This is a genomic window from Pseudomonas sp. So3.2b, from assembly GCF_019464415.1.
Classification (GTDB): domain Bacteria; phylum Pseudomonadota; class Gammaproteobacteria; order Pseudomonadales; family Pseudomonadaceae; genus Aquipseudomonas; species Aquipseudomonas shahriarae.
In genome coordinates this window covers 1,950,074-1,965,579 of the sequence record NZ_CP080494.1, presented here as the reverse complement: position 1 = coordinate 1,965,579, position 15,506 = coordinate 1,950,074, and the positions used below count along the sequence as shown (strand labels likewise).

Annotated in this window: 14 protein-coding genes; all 14 read right to left on the bottom strand. The window is 62.2% G+C overall.

The annotated features are described in order from the left end of the window. Positions 1 to 69 precede the first annotated feature (69 nt). The 14 genes from K1X80_RS08840 to K1X80_RS08775 all read right to left on the bottom strand — a co-directional run bounded on the left by K1X80_RS08840 (position 70) and on the right by K1X80_RS08775 (position 15,504). A complete protein-coding gene (locus tag K1X80_RS08840; protein ID WP_186625961.1) occupies positions 70 to 1,377 on the bottom strand; it encodes a flagellar hook-length control protein FliK in 1,308 nt (435 codons plus the stop codon). 90 nt (positions 1,378 to 1,467) lie between these two features. Next, a complete protein-coding gene (locus tag K1X80_RS08835) occupies positions 1,468 to 1,809 on the bottom strand; it encodes an Hpt domain-containing protein (protein ID WP_057438808.1) in 342 nt (113 codons plus the stop codon). Positions 1,810 to 1,839: 30 nt separating this feature from the next. Continuing rightward, complete coding sequence (locus tag K1X80_RS08830; RefSeq protein ID WP_220172821.1) at positions 1,840 to 3,552, bottom strand: fused response regulator/phosphatase; 1,713 nt, start codon at positions 3,550 to 3,552, stop codon at positions 1,840 to 1,842. Then, entirely contained in the window at positions 3,549 to 3,851 is a 303-nt protein-coding gene (locus tag K1X80_RS08825; protein ID WP_057438807.1) for an STAS domain-containing protein, read from the bottom strand. Before K1X80_RS08825 ends, K1X80_RS08830 begins: the two co-directional genes overlap by 4 nt. Positions 3,852 to 4,907: 1,056 nt before the next feature. Further along, positions 4,908 to 5,357, bottom strand: a complete 450-nt coding sequence (gene fliJ, locus K1X80_RS08820) for a flagellar export protein FliJ (RefSeq protein WP_057444567.1) — start codon at positions 5,355 to 5,357, stop codon at positions 4,908 to 4,910. A 6-nt stretch (positions 5,358 to 5,363) separates the two neighbouring features. Then, positions 5,364 to 6,722, bottom strand: coding sequence for a flagellar protein export ATPase FliI (fliI, locus tag K1X80_RS08815; RefSeq protein WP_057438806.1), 1,359 nt, complete (start codon positions 6,720 to 6,722; stop codon positions 5,364 to 5,366). Beyond that, positions 6,712 to 7,476: a flagellar assembly protein FliH gene (fliH, locus tag K1X80_RS08810; RefSeq protein ID WP_120732238.1), complete on the bottom strand. Its 765-nt coding sequence runs from the start codon at positions 7,474 to 7,476 to the stop codon at positions 6,712 to 6,714. The genes fliI and fliH overlap by 11 nt, the downstream gene beginning before the upstream one ends. Positions 7,477 to 7,486: 10 nt before the next feature. After that, positions 7,487 to 8,506, bottom strand: coding sequence for a flagellar motor switch protein FliG (gene fliG, locus K1X80_RS08805; RefSeq protein WP_029292514.1), 1,020 nt, complete (start codon positions 8,504 to 8,506; stop codon positions 7,487 to 7,489). Further along, the gene (fliF, locus tag K1X80_RS08800; protein WP_115127660.1) at positions 8,499 to 10,274 is read right to left on the bottom strand and encodes a flagellar basal-body MS-ring/collar protein FliF; all 1,776 of its coding nucleotides are present in this window, start codon (positions 10,272 to 10,274) and stop codon (positions 8,499 to 8,501) included. Before fliF ends, fliG begins: the two co-directional genes overlap by 8 nt. Positions 10,275 to 10,290: 16 nt before the next feature. Then, the gene (fliE, locus tag K1X80_RS08795) at positions 10,291 to 10,620 is read right to left on the bottom strand and encodes a flagellar hook-basal body complex protein FliE (protein WP_057438803.1); all 330 of its coding nucleotides are present in this window, start codon (positions 10,618 to 10,620) and stop codon (positions 10,291 to 10,293) included. A 131-nt stretch (positions 10,621 to 10,751) separates the two neighbouring features. Then, positions 10,752 to 12,131: a sigma-54 dependent transcriptional regulator gene (locus tag K1X80_RS08790; protein ID WP_057960245.1), complete on the bottom strand. Its 1,380-nt coding sequence runs from the start codon at positions 12,129 to 12,131 to the stop codon at positions 10,752 to 10,754. A 105-nt stretch (positions 12,132 to 12,236) separates the two neighbouring features. Beyond that, the gene (locus K1X80_RS08785; protein ID WP_057438801.1) at positions 12,237 to 13,448 is read right to left on the bottom strand and encodes a PAS domain-containing sensor histidine kinase; all 1,212 of its coding nucleotides are present in this window, start codon (positions 13,446 to 13,448) and stop codon (positions 12,237 to 12,239) included. Between the two features lie 110 nt (positions 13,449 to 13,558). Further along, entirely contained in the window at positions 13,559 to 15,034 is a 1,476-nt protein-coding gene (locus K1X80_RS08780) for a sigma-54 dependent transcriptional regulator (protein ID WP_057960246.1), read from the bottom strand. A 173-nt stretch (positions 15,035 to 15,207) separates the two neighbouring features. Beyond that, complete coding sequence (locus K1X80_RS08775) at positions 15,208 to 15,504, bottom strand: flagellar assembly protein FliT (protein WP_057438799.1); 297 nt, start codon at positions 15,502 to 15,504, stop codon at positions 15,208 to 15,210. Positions 15,505 to 15,506: the final 2 nt, after the last annotated feature.

Below are 15,506 nucleotides of genomic sequence, written 5' to 3'. Positions count from 1 at the left end.
ACTAGGTAACTGACATACCGCTATCGCGAGCAAGCCCGCTCCCACATTTTGATCGGTGTTGACCTCAGGTCAGGCGTAGTAGTCCACGGCGCTGGAGCCGATGACGGATTGGGCTATCGGTGCCGCCACTTCAGTGACTTCGCCCGCAAGGCCTGCGTCATGCCCATCGCTGTGACCGCCACTGCCACTGACACCTCGCGCCTGGTTCTGCTGTTGCTCCTGACCCTGGCCCTGCCAGCCACGGGACTGGTCGGACACGTTCACGTCGACCTGGCCCATGCCCTGCTGGGCGAACATTTCCCGCAGGCGCCCGGACTGGCTCTCCAGGGCCTCGCGCACGGCGGCATGGCCGCTCATGAAGTTCACTTGGGCCTGCTGGTCGGCAGTGATATTCACGCGGATATCCAGGCGTCCCAGTTCGGCCGGCTGCAATTGGATATCGGCAGATTTGAGGTTGGCGCTGGACAGGTACATGACCCGGTTCACCACCTCCTCGGTCCAGCCACCCTGATGCATGGCCAGCGGCTGGTTATTCAGGGGCAAGGCGTTGGTGGTCTTGGGGGTGGCAGCCTGGGTCAAGGCGGCCAGACGATTGGCGAAGTCATCGACGCGAGTGTCACTGCTCGCGCCCTTCAAGTCCTTGAGGCCATCTTCGATCAGGCCGCTGAAAGCCTTCTCGCCACCCTGGTCAGTGCTGTCCTTGGCCGCCTGCTGGTCAACCATGGCCGCCAGGCCGTTGCTGAAGTTCTGCGCGGCGGTGGGTTCAGCCTGGGTCGGCAGGTTCTTTTGCGCTGCCTGGCTGCTGGCAGACACATGACCGCCCTGCTCCATCGCCAGGCGCACGGCTGGCAATGAGTCCAGTGGATCGGCTTCGGGGTCGAAAGGCACGACCTCTTCAGCGACCGCAGGGGTAGTCACCAGCAACGGCGCGGTGGCGTCATCCGCTACAGCGGCCTGGACCGCTACCGGAGCGGGTGTCACCGCCGCGACCGAAGCCGGATCGACCGCTGGCGGCGGGGTTTGCGCCAGATCCTTGTCCGCACCTTTGTCGTCATCGCCGGGGGCTGCCGCGTCGGCCTTGGCGGGCGGCGTGGCAGGCAAAGTCTTGCCGCTATCGGCAACCGCTGGAGCGCCAGCGGCAGGCTTGTCGTTGCCAACATCTTTCTTGGCGCTGGTGCTGGCTGGCTTGTCATGGCTCGGCTTGGGTGCCATATCCGCAGCCTTGGCCGGGGTCGCCTTGGACTCCTTGGCGAACACCTGTGCAAAGCCTGGCGCTTTGGCCCGCGTGTCTGCGGCCGTTGCCTGCGCATTCGCGGAGGACGCCTGGGGCTTGACCGCAGGAGCGGCTTGCAGGAGCGAGTTGGGGGCTAGAGGCATAAGTCAGGTCTCCGCTGCGCAGGGTCGAGGGCGCAGGCAGAAGATAGATAGCAAAAGTCGGGCCAGATTTTCAGGGCGGGCCTGCCGAGCCTAGAAGCGCTGGCGCTCCGACTCATACAGCGGCTTGACCAACGCAAACTCGTGATCAATCTGGTCGACCAGTTTGCCCAGGTCGGTAACCTCTTCCTTGGCCGACTCAGCCTCCAATCGCTGGCACAACAGCGCCAGGCGCACCGCACCGAGGTTGCCGCTGCTGCCCTTGAAGCTGTGGGCGATACGCCCCAGGGCCTTGGCGTCATCGCGCGCCTTGCGCAACGCTTCAACGCGCTTTTGCGAGTCATCGAGGAAGGTGTCGAGCAAGTGGGGGTATTCACCCTCCATCACTTCCTGCAAACCCACCAACACTTCAGGGTCCATATGTATCTGCGTCACTTGTTCGCTCCTTGATCAAGAATCGACGGATTATGCCAGAGCCTCCCAGCAAAACTCCACGCACACACTGCGCCCGCCATCTGTCCAACGTACATTGCTGCTCAGTTGCCGGACCAGGTTCAGCCCGCGCCCGGACAGACGGTCGATATCCAACGGCCGCGCCAGGACTGTTTCGACATCGAACCCGGCGCCGCTGTCTTCGATACGCAGGCTCAGGCAACCACCCGCCTCGGTTGGAACCACGTTCACATGCACACGCACGTGGCCGCTGTTCAACTGGTCGAGCCGCTCATTGCGCTGGCGATAATAGCTGGCAAAGCCCTGCACATCGCGTTTGAGTCGGGAGTCCAGGCCCAGCACGCCATGCTCCAGGGCATTGGAGTACAACTCGGCCATGACACTGTACAGCGCCCCGCTCTGGCCGCGCAGGCCATGTATTTCCAGGAGTAACTGCAACAGGTATGGCAATGGGTTGTAACGCTTGAGGGTCTCGGCACGAAACTCGAAGCTCACCGACCAGTCCAGCGGACAGGACTGGCCGCTGTCGGTGTACTGCAGAGGTGGCGCCAACAGCGATTGCTCGGCCAGCAGGGTGATTTCGACCAAGCTGATATCGTCCCGCACCTGCCCTCGGAATGCGGCAAGCGCCTGTTCGATTTCAACAAACAGTTGCTCAGGCTCACGGTTGGCGGCAAACACCCGTTGCAGGCGCTCGACCCCAAACAACTGGTCGTTGGCATCGGCGGTATCAATCACCCCATCGGACAGCAAGAACACCCGGTCGCCCAAGGCCATGGGCCAGACCTCGGTGCGGTCGTCAAAGACCTCGGGCGCCAGCACGCCCAGGGGTAAATGCCGCGACACCAGCGGCGTACGCCGCCCCGTGGCCACTTCATGCACATAGCCATCAGGCATGCCGCCGTTCCATACCTCCACCACCCGCCGCTGCTCACTGAGACACAACAGCGTGGCACAACAGAACATATCCACCGGCAGGATGCGCTTGAGCTTGGCGTTCATCTCCCGCAGGGTCTGCGCCAGGCCATAGCCCTTGGCGGTCATGCCGTAGAACACCTCGGCCAGGGGCATCGCGCCGACCGCCGCCGGCAAGCCATGCCCGGTGAAGTCGCCCAGCAGCACATGCATATCGCCCGACGGCGCATAGGCCGCCAGCAGCAGGTCGCCATTGAACAGCGCATAAGGCGATTGCAGGTAACGGATATTGTGCGCCGCGTTCAGGCAACCAGAGTGGGCGACCTTGTCGAACACCGCCTTGGCCACCCATTGCTCATGCAGCAGGTAGTCATGGTGACGGGCGATCTGGTCGCGCTGCTCAAGCACGGTGGCCTGCAACCGGCGCAGGCGGTCCATGGCGTTGATCTTTGCGGCCAGGATGATCTGGTTATAGGGCTTGGCCAGGAAGTCATCGCCACCGGCATCCAGGCAGCGCGCCAGGGCTTCGCTCTCTTGCAGGGAGGTGAGAAAAATGATCGGCACCAGTGCTTCGCCGGCCAACTGCTTGATCTGCCGGGCCGCCTCGAAGCCGTCCATCACCGGCATCAGCGCATCCATCAACACCAGTTGCGGACGCTCACGGGCGAACACCTCGACCGCTTCCTGGCCATTACTGGCACTGAGCACCCGATGCCCCTGGCGGCGCACGATGCTCGACAGTAGCAGCCGGTCGGCAGCGCTGTCCTCGGCGATCAGTACCGTGAGGATGTCCAGAGCCTGGGCACTCAACTGATGTCGAACAGTTTGTCGAAGTTGGAAATAGCGAGGATCTTGCGCACATCGGAGTTGCTGTTGATCACGCGCACATCCGCGTCATCACCAGCGTGATCACGCAACAGCAGCAACATGCCCAGGGCCGAGCTGTCGAGGTAAGTGGCCTCTTTCAAGTCCACGACGTAGGTTTCGGGAACCTTGTAGAACCGCTCATAGGAATCACGAAAGGATTGATGACTGCCGAAATCGAACCGGCCCTTGATTGCGATCGTCAATTTCTTCCCATCCAGGGATACTTCTGACTCGACTGACATACGACTGCTTCCTTGTCGTGGGTATGTGCAACAAGGTTTAGCAGGTGATCGGAGAGTGGGCAACAAACGCAATCAAATGTGCGGTGCGCTTGTGTGGTGTGGGCTTGCCTGCGATAGCGGCTTATCAGAAAAAATGAGCGACGGATCCGCCGATATCGCAGCATGAGTATCTACACGACTCGCTTTTTTTTAGTTATTGGGTGTGAGTACATATCCATTGGTGCGGTTACGGCCACTTAGGGTTCCGCCCTTACGGCGGGTCACTTTTGGAAAAGAGCCCGGAGTGCCGGCCCAGCCAAAAGTAACCAAAAGGGCTCTTGCCCCACCACTCGGCACCTCGCCTAGGCTCGGTGTGCCCGTCATCCGACATTGATTTGGGGGGCCGCCGCGATGGGCCATCCATGGCCCAGCGCGGCTAACCCGGCGTCCTGCCGGGTTACCCCCCAAATCAATATCGGATGACGGCCAGCGTGGTTTAACGGGGCGCCTCAGATCAAAATCACAAGCAAAGCGAGGCGGCCTGACAGCCGACCTGATCGTCGAAGCGTGCGCGTACCCTGTGGGAGCTGGCTTGCCTGCGATGGCGGTGTATCAGCCGATAAATGTATTGGCTGGTACACCGCCATCGCAGGCAAGCCAGCTCCCACAGGGGGGAATGCAGCTTCGCGCTCTGGCTTTGCTGTTGCTGTTGCTCTGCTTTTGATCTGGCTTTTGATCTCAGGCGCCCCGTTAAACCACGCTGGCCGCAGGCAGGTATTGCGCAGTGGGCACCCCGGCATGGATGCCGGGGTAGCCGCGACACGGCCATGGATGGCCGATCGCGGCGGGCCCACGGAGCAATGCCTGACTGCGGGCATGCCGAGCCTAGGCGAGGCACCGAGTGGTGGGGCAAAAGCGCTTTGGTTACTTTCGCGCTCTTCGAAAGTGACCCGCCGTAAGGGCGGAACCAATAGCCGCCATAACCGCAGCAACGGATATGCACACACCCCCAACAACCCAAAAAGAGCAAGTCGCGTAGATACTCATGGCTATCGCAATTTTTGCCTACCGACGCGGCTAGTATTGATCCTGGCGCGGCAGGCGCTGGGACAGTTCATCGAGCAACTTCTGCTCGCGCTTGTCCTCCAGGGCCCGCGCCTCATCGATGTAACGCTGCACCAGCTTGCGCAGGCCCTCGACCCGGGCGTAGGCCTGTTGCCAGCCTTCGCGGGCTTTGTCGAGGTTGTTCTGGTGCCAGGCCAGGCTCTGGCGCTGCTGGCCGACGGCGCTTTCCAACTGGTTGAGAAAGTGCTGATAGTTCATCAGCCACTGCCCGGAAACACCCTTGCTGCCGCGATCAATCCACTGCTGTTGGTACTCGCCGCGAAAGCGCTCCAGGTCACCGAGCTTACTCTCGGCCAGGCGCACCTGGCCCTGGAAATGCCCCAGGCGCTGGGCGGCGGTGCGTTCGGCGCTTTCGGCCATCTCCACCACGGGAGCAAGGCGCGCGGCGCGACTGGTTGCCATGGCCGGTTAACCGCCAGGCGCAGGGGCGAACACCGACGCCAGGTGCGCTTCGCTTTCGGCCATGCTGATATTGTCGTTCAGGCCCTGGCGCAGGTAGGTCACCAGTTGCGGTTGCAGGGCAATCGCCAGGTCGGTCTCGCGGTCGCCACCGGCCACATAGGCCCCCACGCTGATCAGGTCGCGGCTCTGTTGGTAGCGCGACCACAACTGCTTGAACTGCTGGGCGCGGGTCATATGCTCGGCGCTGACCACCGACGGCATCACCCGGCTGATGGACGCTTCGATATCAATGGCCGGGTAGTGCCCTTCCTCGGCCAGGCGCCGGGACAGCACGATATGCCCGTCGAGCACACCCCGCGCCGAGTCGGCAATCGGGTCCTGCTGGTCATCGCCTTCAGAGAGTACGGTGTAGAACGCCGTGATCGAGCCACCACCGGCCTCGGCATTACCCGCCCGCTCCACCAGCTTGGGCAGCTTGGCAAATACCGATGGCGGATAGCCCTTGGTTGCCGGCGGCTCGCCAATGGCCAGGGCGATTTCCCGCTGGGCCTGGGCGAAACGGGTGAGGGAGTCCATCAGCAACAGGACATTCTTGCCCTTGTCGCGAAAATATTCGGCAATCCGCGTGCAGTACATAGCCGCGCGCAGACGCATCAGCGGCGCATCGTCCGCCGGCGAGGCCACCACGACCGAGCGCTTGAGGCCCTCTTCACCGAGGATATGCTCGATGAACTCCTTGACCTCACGGCCCCGCTCGCCAATCAGGCCGACCACGATAATGTCGGCCTCGGTAAAGCGCGTCATCATGCCCAGCAGCACACTCTTGCCCACACCGGTACCGGCGAACAGGCCCAGGCGCTGGCCGCGACCTACCGTCAATAAACCGTTGATACAGCGAATACCCACGTCCAGCGGCTGGCTGATGGGGTTGCGCTTGAGCGGGTTGATGGTCGGGCCGTCCATTGGCACCCAGTCTTCGGCCTTCATCCCGCCCTTGCCGTCGAGGGCGCGGCCGGCGCCGTCGAGTACCCGGCCGAGCATGCTCATGCCCATCGGTAGGCGCCCGGTATCGGCCAGTGGCACGACCCGCGCCCCCGGTGCGATACCGGCAAGACTGCCCACCGGCATCAGGAATATCTTGCTGCCGGAAAAGCCCATGACTTCCGCTTCCACCTGCACCGGGTGGTAGCTGTCATCGTTGATCACCAGGCAGCGGCTGCCCATGGCGGCGCGCAGGCCCTCGGCTTCAAGGGTCAGGCCGACCATGCGCAGCAGGCGGCCCTCTAGGATCGGCTGGCCGGGCAACTCGGTGGCTTCGGCATAAGCGCCCAGGCGTTTGGCGAAGCTGGTGCGGTCAAGGCGCATCCGGGGCGTCCAGGTCGATGCTCAGGTCGGGCGCCGCCGGATGCAGCACCTGCTCGTGCAACTGGTCGAACAGCTTGGCCATGATCTGCGCAATGCGCGTCTCGACCGTAGCGTCGATACGACTGTGCTCGGTCTCGACCCGGCAACCGCCAGGCTGCAACGCGGCATCCTCGACAATCCGCCAAGTCTCCTCATGGCGCTCGCGCAGGGCTTTGACCTGCTCGAAATCCTGAGGGTTGATGTACAGCCGCACATTGCCAACGCCCAGGGGCAGCAACTTGAGGGCTTCGCGCATCACGCTTTCAATCTGGCTGGAGTCCAGCACCAACTCACGCTGGATAACCTGGCGGGAGATGTGTTCCACCAGGCCCACCATGGACTTTTCCAACTGCGAATCCTGCTCGGCAATCGGCGCGAACAGGCTGCCCATCAGGCGTTCCAGGCTGGCCAGCTTGGCACTCAGGGCCGCGTCAGCTTCCTGGCGAACCTTGAGCGTGGTGCTGTGAAACCCTTCTTTCTCGCCGGTGGCAAAGCCTTCGTTGTAAGCCTCCTGGCGGATGCTTTCGAGTTCTTCGAGGGTCAGTGGCTGGACTTCGTCCAGGGGCACTTCTTCCATCTCCACCGGCACTTCTTCGACCGGCTCAGGCTCGGGCTCAGGCCTATGCGGGTCGAAGCTGGGCAGCGACCAGACGTCGAACCCGCCGACGTCCCGGGCGCGAATCAGATCGCTGGGCGTCTCATCATTGTTCGACATGCGCTGCGCCTTAAATCATTTCTTCGCCGCCCTTCCCGCCGAGAACGATTTCTCCGGCTTCGGCCATACGGCGGGCAATGGTGAGGATTTCTTTCTGTGCGGTTTCCACGTCGCTGACGCGCACCGGACCCTTGGCTTCGAGGTCGTCGCGCAACAGTTCCGAGGCACGCTTGGACATGTTCTTGAAGATCTTTTCCTTGACGCCCTCGTCCGAGCCCTTGAGGGCCAGCACCAGCACATCGGAGGACACTTCACGCAGCAACGCCTGGATGCCACGGTCGTCGACATCGGACAGGTTGTTGAACACGAACATGAGGTCTTCGATCTGCACCGACAGGGTGTCGTCGATCTCGCGGATCGAGTCCATCAACTGGCCTTCCACCGAGCTGTCGAGGAAGTTCATGATGTCGGCCGCGCGCTTGATACCACCCAGGGTGGTACGGGCCGCGTTGGAGTTGCCGGAGAACTGCTTCTCCAGAATGGTGTTCAGTTCTTTCAAGGCCGCCGGTTGCACGGTGTTCAACGACGAGACGCGCAGGATGATGTCCAGGCGCACCTTGTGGTCGAAATGGCCGAGCACTTCGCCGGCCTGGTCCGGGTCCAGGTAGGCCACGACAATCGCCTGGATCTGCGGGTGCTCGTAACGGATCACGTCCGCCACCGCCCGTGGTTCCATCCACTTGAGGCTGTCGAGGCCGCTGGTGTTGCCGCCCAGCAGGATGCGGTCGATCAGGCCGTTGGCTTTGTCTTCGCCCAGGGCCGAGGTGAGCATCTTGCGGATGTAGCTGTCGGAGCCGACACCCAGGCTGGTCTGGTCGCCGACGATCTCGACGAACTCGCTCATCACCTGCTCGACTTGCTCGCGGTGCACATTGCGCATCTGCGCCATGGCCACACCGACCCGTTGCACTTCCTTGGGGCCCATATGGCGCAGCACTTGGGCAGCGTCGGTCTCACCCAGGGACAGCAGCAGCACGGCGGCTTTGTCGACCCGGGTCAGCTTGGCAACAGAGGCTCGATTATCACTCATCTGCGTTGATCCACTCTTTCACGACCTGGGCCACACGACCCGGGTCTTCTGCCACCAGACTTTTGATTGCATTCAACTGCGCGTCATACCCTTCACTCGGGCTTGGCAGCAGAATGCTCTGCGGCCCGCCGAGGCTGACGCGGTCGTTGGCCAGTTCGCCATCCAGGCCGCCCATGCCACCCAACTCGACATCGCCGAACGGCGCCAGCTGCTTCTTGCCGTGGCCGGTGATGTTGTTGAGCACAGGGCGCAGCACGCCGAACACCAGCACCAGGATGAACAACACCCCCAGCACTTGTTTGACGATGTCCCAGAACCAGGGTTGAGAGTAGAACGGAATATCGGCGATCACCTCAGCGCGCTCCAGGGAGAACGGCATGTTGATCACGCTGACACTGTCGCCACGGCTGGCATCGAAGCCCACGGCGTCCTGCACCAGGCGCGTGAAGCGCGCCAATTCATCGGCGGTCCACGGCGCGCGGGTGGTTTCGCCGTTGGCGGCGTTGATCTTGACCTGGTCATCCACCACCACCGACACCGACAGGCGGTTCAAGCGCCCTTGCTGTTGCTTGGTGTGGCTGATGGAGCGGTCCAGCTCGAAGTTCTTGGTGGACTGCTGACGCTTGTCAGCCGGGTATGGCGCGAGCATTGGCTGGCCGGTGGCCGGGTCCATGATTTGCTGGCCGTTGGCGTCCAACAGCGGCTGGCCGGGCTGGATCGCGCTGGCGGTCGCGGCGGCGCCACCGGTGGTTTGCGGGGCACTGGCCGGGGCTGGCGGCTGATTGCTCAGGGCGCCGGGTACGCCTTGCGGAGGACCATTGGCGGCAGTGCGCTGTTCGCTGGTCGATTGCTCGCTGCGCAGGGCCGGCTGGTCGGGGTTGAACTGCTCGGAGGTCGACTCGACAGCGCTGAAGTCCACGTCGGCAGACACTTCGGCCTTGTAGCGGTCGTTGCCCAGTACCGGCTGCAGGATGTTGTGCACGCGCTGGGTGAGCATGCTTTCCATGCGGCGGCTGTAGTCGAACTGCTTGCCGGCCATGGTCAGCGCGGAGTTTTCCGCCTGGTCGGAAAGCAGGTTGCCTTTCTGGTCGACCACGGTGATCTGTGATTTGCTCAACTCGGGAACGCTGGTCGCCACCAGATTGACGATGGCCAGGACCTGGCCCGGCTCCAGGGAGCGCCCGGCAAACAGCTCGACCAGTACCGAGGCGCTGGGCTTGCGCTCATCGCGTACGAATACCGAGCTTTTCGGGATGGCCAGGTGCACACGGGCACCCTTGACGTTATTCAGGCTGGCGATGGTGCGCGCCAGTTCGCCTTCCAGGCCACGACGGTAGCGGGTGGCTTCCATGAACTGGCTGGTACCCAGGCCCTGGTCTTTGTCGAGGATCTCAAAGCCGATGTTGCCATCGGTCGGCGCCACGCCCGCGCCGGCCAGCTTCAAGCGGGCACGGGCGACGTCGTCGGCCTTGACCAGCAAGGCGCCGGAGTTGGGCTCGACGGTGTAGGCAATATCGGAGGCGGCCAGGGTTTCCATGACCTGCTTGGCGTCCATCCCCGCCAGACTGCCATAGAGCGGCCGGTAATCAGGCTGCTGGGACCACAACACCACGGCAAAACCAATTGCCACGCTGGCAGCCAGACCGACCATCAGGCCCACCTGACGCAACATGGTCATTTCGGAGAGGTTTTCCAGGAACGACAGGCCAAACAGCGGCGGTTTGCCGTCTGTCTTGGCGGGTACGTTATCCACGACTGCTTCTGCCATGACTTAAATCTCGTCCTTAAACCGGCATCTGCATGATGTCTTGATAAGCCTGAACCAGCTTGTTACGCACCTGGGTCAAGGCCTGGAAGGAAACGCTGGCTTTCTGCGAAGCGATCATCACGTCGGTGAGGTCCACGCCGCTCTTGCCGATTTCAAAGGCCGTCGACAGTTGGCTGGAGGCCTGCTGGGTATCGCTGACTTTGTTGATGGCTTGACCGAGCATATCGGCAAAGCTGCTTTGGCCCAATTCCGGCGCTTGTGCGACGGATTTCGGCTGGGACATGGCGTCCATTTGCATGGATCGCATATCCAACATCAACCGATTGAACTCAACACCTTGGCTCATGAACTTCTCTCTCCGACGACCCGCAATTTTTTGACACTACGCAGCGGTTAGTACGGGTAGTAGCAACAAGGGTGCCAGCTCCTTGGCAACTCGTAAGAAAAGCCGACAAACCTTGTCAGCTGATGTGTATCTCAGCTCGCGAAAAGGAATGCTTCCACATCCATCCCGGCATCGCGCATTTGCGCCAGCTTGTAGCGCAGGGTGCGCGGGCTGATGCCCAGGCGCTCGGCCGCTTCTTTGCGGCGGCCACGCTCGGCGCGCAGGGTGTCGATGATCATCTGGAATTCACGGCGACGCAGGTCGTCACCAAGACCGCCAGCGGCCTCGGCCGGGGCGCTTTCCTGTGGGGCCGGGGCCAGGCTCGGCATTGGCGCGCTACCGGCGCCGACGGCCAGGCAGAAGTCCTGGGGCTGGATCAGGCCGCCCTGCTGCAAAATCAGCGCGCGCTGGATCGCGTTGTCCAGCTCGCGCACGTTGCCGGGCCATGGGTAACTGATCAGGCAAGCCTGGGCTTCGGCCGACAGGCGCGCCTGAGCGTGCTTCATTTTATTGACGTGCTTGCTCAACAGGCGCTCGGCCAGCGGCACGATATCGGCCGGGCGTTCACGCAACGGGCGCCAGGCCAACGGGAACACCGAGAGCCGATAGAACAGATCTTCGCGGAAGCGCCCTGCTGCCACTTCGCCAGCAAGGTCGCGGTTGGTGGTGGCGACCACGCGGATATCCAGCTGGATCGGCTTGCGCGCGCCCACCCGCTCCACTTCGCGCTCTTGCAGCACGCGCAGCAGCTTGGCTTGCAGGCCCAGGGGCATTTCGGAGATTTCGTCGAGCAGGATGGTGCCGCCATCGGCCTGCTCGAACTTGCCGGCCTGGGCGGCGATGGCGCCGGTGAACGAGCCCTTTTCATGGCCGAACAAGGTGGCTTCGAGCATGTTGTCGGGGATCGCCGCGCAGTTGATCGCGATAAACGGCTGGCTGGCGCGGTGAGATTGCTGGTGGATGTAGCGCGCCAACACCTCCTTGCCGGTGCCGGACTCGCCGGAGATCAGCACCGTGGAATCACTGCGGGCGACCTTGGCCGCCAGCTCCAGCAATTGCGCACTGGCCGGCTCGACAGCAATCGGGCCCTCGCCGTCTGCAACACCCACGACGCCAAGCGCATGGCGCGCCACCAGCTCAATCAGGGCCTTGGGTTCGAAGGGCTTGACCAGGTAGTCTGCCGCGCCCTGGCGCATGGCATCGACGGCGCGCTCCACCGCGCCGTGGGCGGTCATCAACAGCACCGGCAGTTGCGGCTGGCGTGCGCGCAGCAGGCCTAGCAACTGGTGGCCGTCCATGCCGGGCATGTTGACGTCGCTGACCACCAGGCTGAAGGACTCTTGCTCCACGGCCTGCAAGGCTTCCTCGGCCGAACCGACCGCCCGATAGTCATGGCCCGCCAACAGCAGCGTGTCAGCCAGTGCTTCACGCAGGGCGCGATCGTCTTCAACCAGTAAAACCTTGATAGCCATTTATCCTTACTCCCATCCTTTTCAAGGTTTTTGAAAAGGCAGCTGCATTTGGTGCCCCGTGGTGAGGGGGGCAAGCCCCCTCGCCACAGGTCGTATGCGTGTTCTTTACTCCGCGCTGGCCGCGCCGGAAAACAGCGGCAGCGTTATCAATGCACAGGTGCCGCGCCCCACACGGGAACGCAAGTGCAATTCTCCCTGATGGGCACGGGCCACTGCCTTGACCACGGTCAGCCCGAGACCGGTGCCATTGGTCTTGGTGGTAAAAAAGGGTTCACCCAGGCGCTGCAACACCGCCGGATCAATCCCACTGCCGCTGTCACTGATGCACAGGCGCAGGGTTTGCTCACGGCTGTACAGGTGCACTTTGAGGCGCGCACCCGGGCCGCTGGCCTGGCTGGCGTTTTCGATCAGGTTGAGCAGCGCACCCACCAGGGTGTCGCGGTTACACAGCAACTCACCCCAATGACTGTCGCACTGCCAGCGCACCGAGGCTTCCTGGACATGGGTGGCAGCGGCGGCCTGCAGCGCCTGCAGCAAGGCGGCAGGCGTGACCCGGTCGGTCAGCGGCAACTCGCCCCGGGCGAAGACCAGCATGTCGCGTACCTGGTGCTCCAACTCATGCAGGCGCTCCTTGAGCCGTCCGGCAAACCGCTGATGGGTGGCGGCCGGCAATTGTTCATCAGTCAAATGACTGGCGTAGATCAACGCGGCGGACAGCGGTGTGCGAATCTGATGCGCCAAAGAAGCAACCATCCGCCCCAGGGACGACAGGCGCTCATGGCGCGCCAATTGGTCTTGGAGGTGCCGGGTTTCCGTCAGGTCGTTGAGCAGCACCAGTTGGCCGGGCTCAGCGTCCAGGGAACGGGTGGCGATGGACAGGCGGCGCCCATCCTTGAGGGAAATTTCGTGGCCGTCGTCTTCACGGGGGGCAAAGCAGCGCGTGATGACATGGCGCCACAGCTCGCCTTCCAGCGGCAGGCCCAGCAGGTCGCAGGCCGCGGGGTTGGCTTCGCGTACGCGGCCCTGGTCGTCGATCACGATCACGCCACCGGGTAACAGGTCGAGAAGGTTTTGCAGACGGTTGGCCAGGCGCTCTTTCTCGGCCAGCTCTTGCATGCGCTGGGCACTGACCACCGCCAACTCGCCCTTGAGCTCCGAAACCCGGGCTTCCAGCAAGCTGTAGGAGTCCGTCAACTGGCTGGACATCTGGCTGAACAGCGAAAACGCCTGCTCAAGCCCTTGCCGGCTGATCTGCTCTACGGACGGGACAAGTCCCTGGGTGTCAGGGACTGAAGAAAGGTGGGCGGCGTGGGGCATCGTGCTCTCTCGCTTGGCTGACCGTCAGTTAAACGGAACGTTGCGAGTGCTATAGCAATACCCGTGCCGGAAAAAATATCCTTATTTTTCAGTAGGTTAAAAAACAGGCGTCAATCATCCGCCTGTTCATCACCTTCACGACGGCTCATGCCGTACTTGCGCATCTTCTCTACCAGCGTGGTGCGGCGGATGCGCAGGCGCTCGGCGGCGCGGGCAACGATGCCATTGGCGTCGTCCAAGGCTTGCTGGATCAGCCCTTGTTCGAGGCTGCCGAGGTAGTCCTTCAGGTCCAGGCCTTCGGGCGGCAGCATGGCGGTGGCGCCGAAGTTCGGGGTATGGCCATTGATCGCCACCCGCTCCTCGAGATCACTGCGCAGGCTGTCCACCAGCTGTTCGTCTTCGTCATCGACATAGCGGAACTTCTTGGGCAGCTCGACCACGCCGATCACCCCGTATGGATGCATGATTGCCATGCGCTCCACCAGGTTGGCCAGCTCGCGCACGTTGCCCGGCCAGCCGTGGCGGCACAGGGACATGATCGCGGCGGAGTTGAAACGGATCGAGCCGCGCTTTTCGTGTTCCATGCGCGAGATCAGTTCGTTCATCAGCAACGGGATGTCTTCCACACGCTCGCGCAGCGGGGCCATCTCGATGGGGAATACGTTGAGGCGGTAGTACAGGTCTTCGCGGAAGCTGCCGACCTCGATCATGCTTTCGAGGTTCTTGTGCGTCGCGGCAATGATCCGCACATCGACGCTCTGGGTCTTGTTGCTGCCCACGCGCTCGAAGGTGCGCTCCTGCAACACGCGCAGCAGCTTGACCTGCATCGGCAATGGCATATCGCCGATTTCGTCGAGGAACAGGGTGCCACCGTTGGCCAGCTCAAAACGCCCGGCACGGCTGGTGATCGCCCCGGTAAAGGCGCCCTTCTCGTGGCCGAACAGTTCGCTTTCGAGCAGTTCTGCCGGGATCGCCCCGCAGTTGACCGGCACAAAAGGTCCGTCGCGGCGCTTGGAGTGGTAATGCAGGTTACGTGCGACCACTTCCTTGCCGGTGCCTGACTCGCCGAGGATCAGCACGCTGGCGTCGGTATCGGCCACTTGCTGCATCATCTGGCGCACGTGCTGAATCGCACGGCTGGTGCCGACCAGGCTGCGGAACAGGTTGGGTTCGCGGTGACGTCCGCGCTCGCGGGCCTGGTCGTACATCTCGCGATAGACCTGGGCACGGTGCAGGGAGTCGAGCAATTTGCTGTAGCTGGGGGGCATTTCCAGGGTGGAAAGTACACGGCGGCGCTGGTCTTCCGGCAAATCCACGGAAGAAATATCACCCATCAGCAACACCGGAAGGAACTCATCCCAGGTTGAGAGTGTCTTTAACAGGCCCAGAACTGCGCCAGGAGCGTTTACCGTCCCGATCAGCACACAGATGACTTCACGGCTCGACGACAAAGAGCTGACAGCCTGCTGCCAATCATGGCTGCCGCAGGGCAAATTTTCTTCGCCAAGAAAATTCAAAATCACCGCCAGGTCGCGGCGGCGAACGCTATCGTCATCGATCAGCAGAATTTTGGTTTCACGCCACATGCAATAGCAACTTCCCTAGTAAAACTCAAATGCCCTCGAATCGGGGCAATCTAGATAGCTGTAGGCGTTTTCTGCGCTACGGATACCTGACGTCTGAAAATAGCACTAGTTAAGTCAAAATTATGCGAACAGTCAAATTTATGACGCACCATGTTCGGATTAACTGAGCCAGATCAGCCGAACAGATGGTAAACCTTTGACGCATTTTTCGCTTGGTTGATCTGCGACATCTCTTCAAATATCGCCTGGCGCTCGCCGGTCGTCACTTCCAGCAACTGCTGGTAGACCGCTAACAGGCTCTCCAGCTTCTCCCGCAGCGCGTCCTCGTCCACCGGCGCTTCGCTGAGCACCTCGTCGATCCAGACACGGCAGCCCATGTCCAATTCGCTGATCGCATCCCAATTGCGCTCTGCCAGCGCGCCAACCAAGGCGTCGCGGGTTTCGTCGATCCGTTGCAGTGCGTGGCTCATGC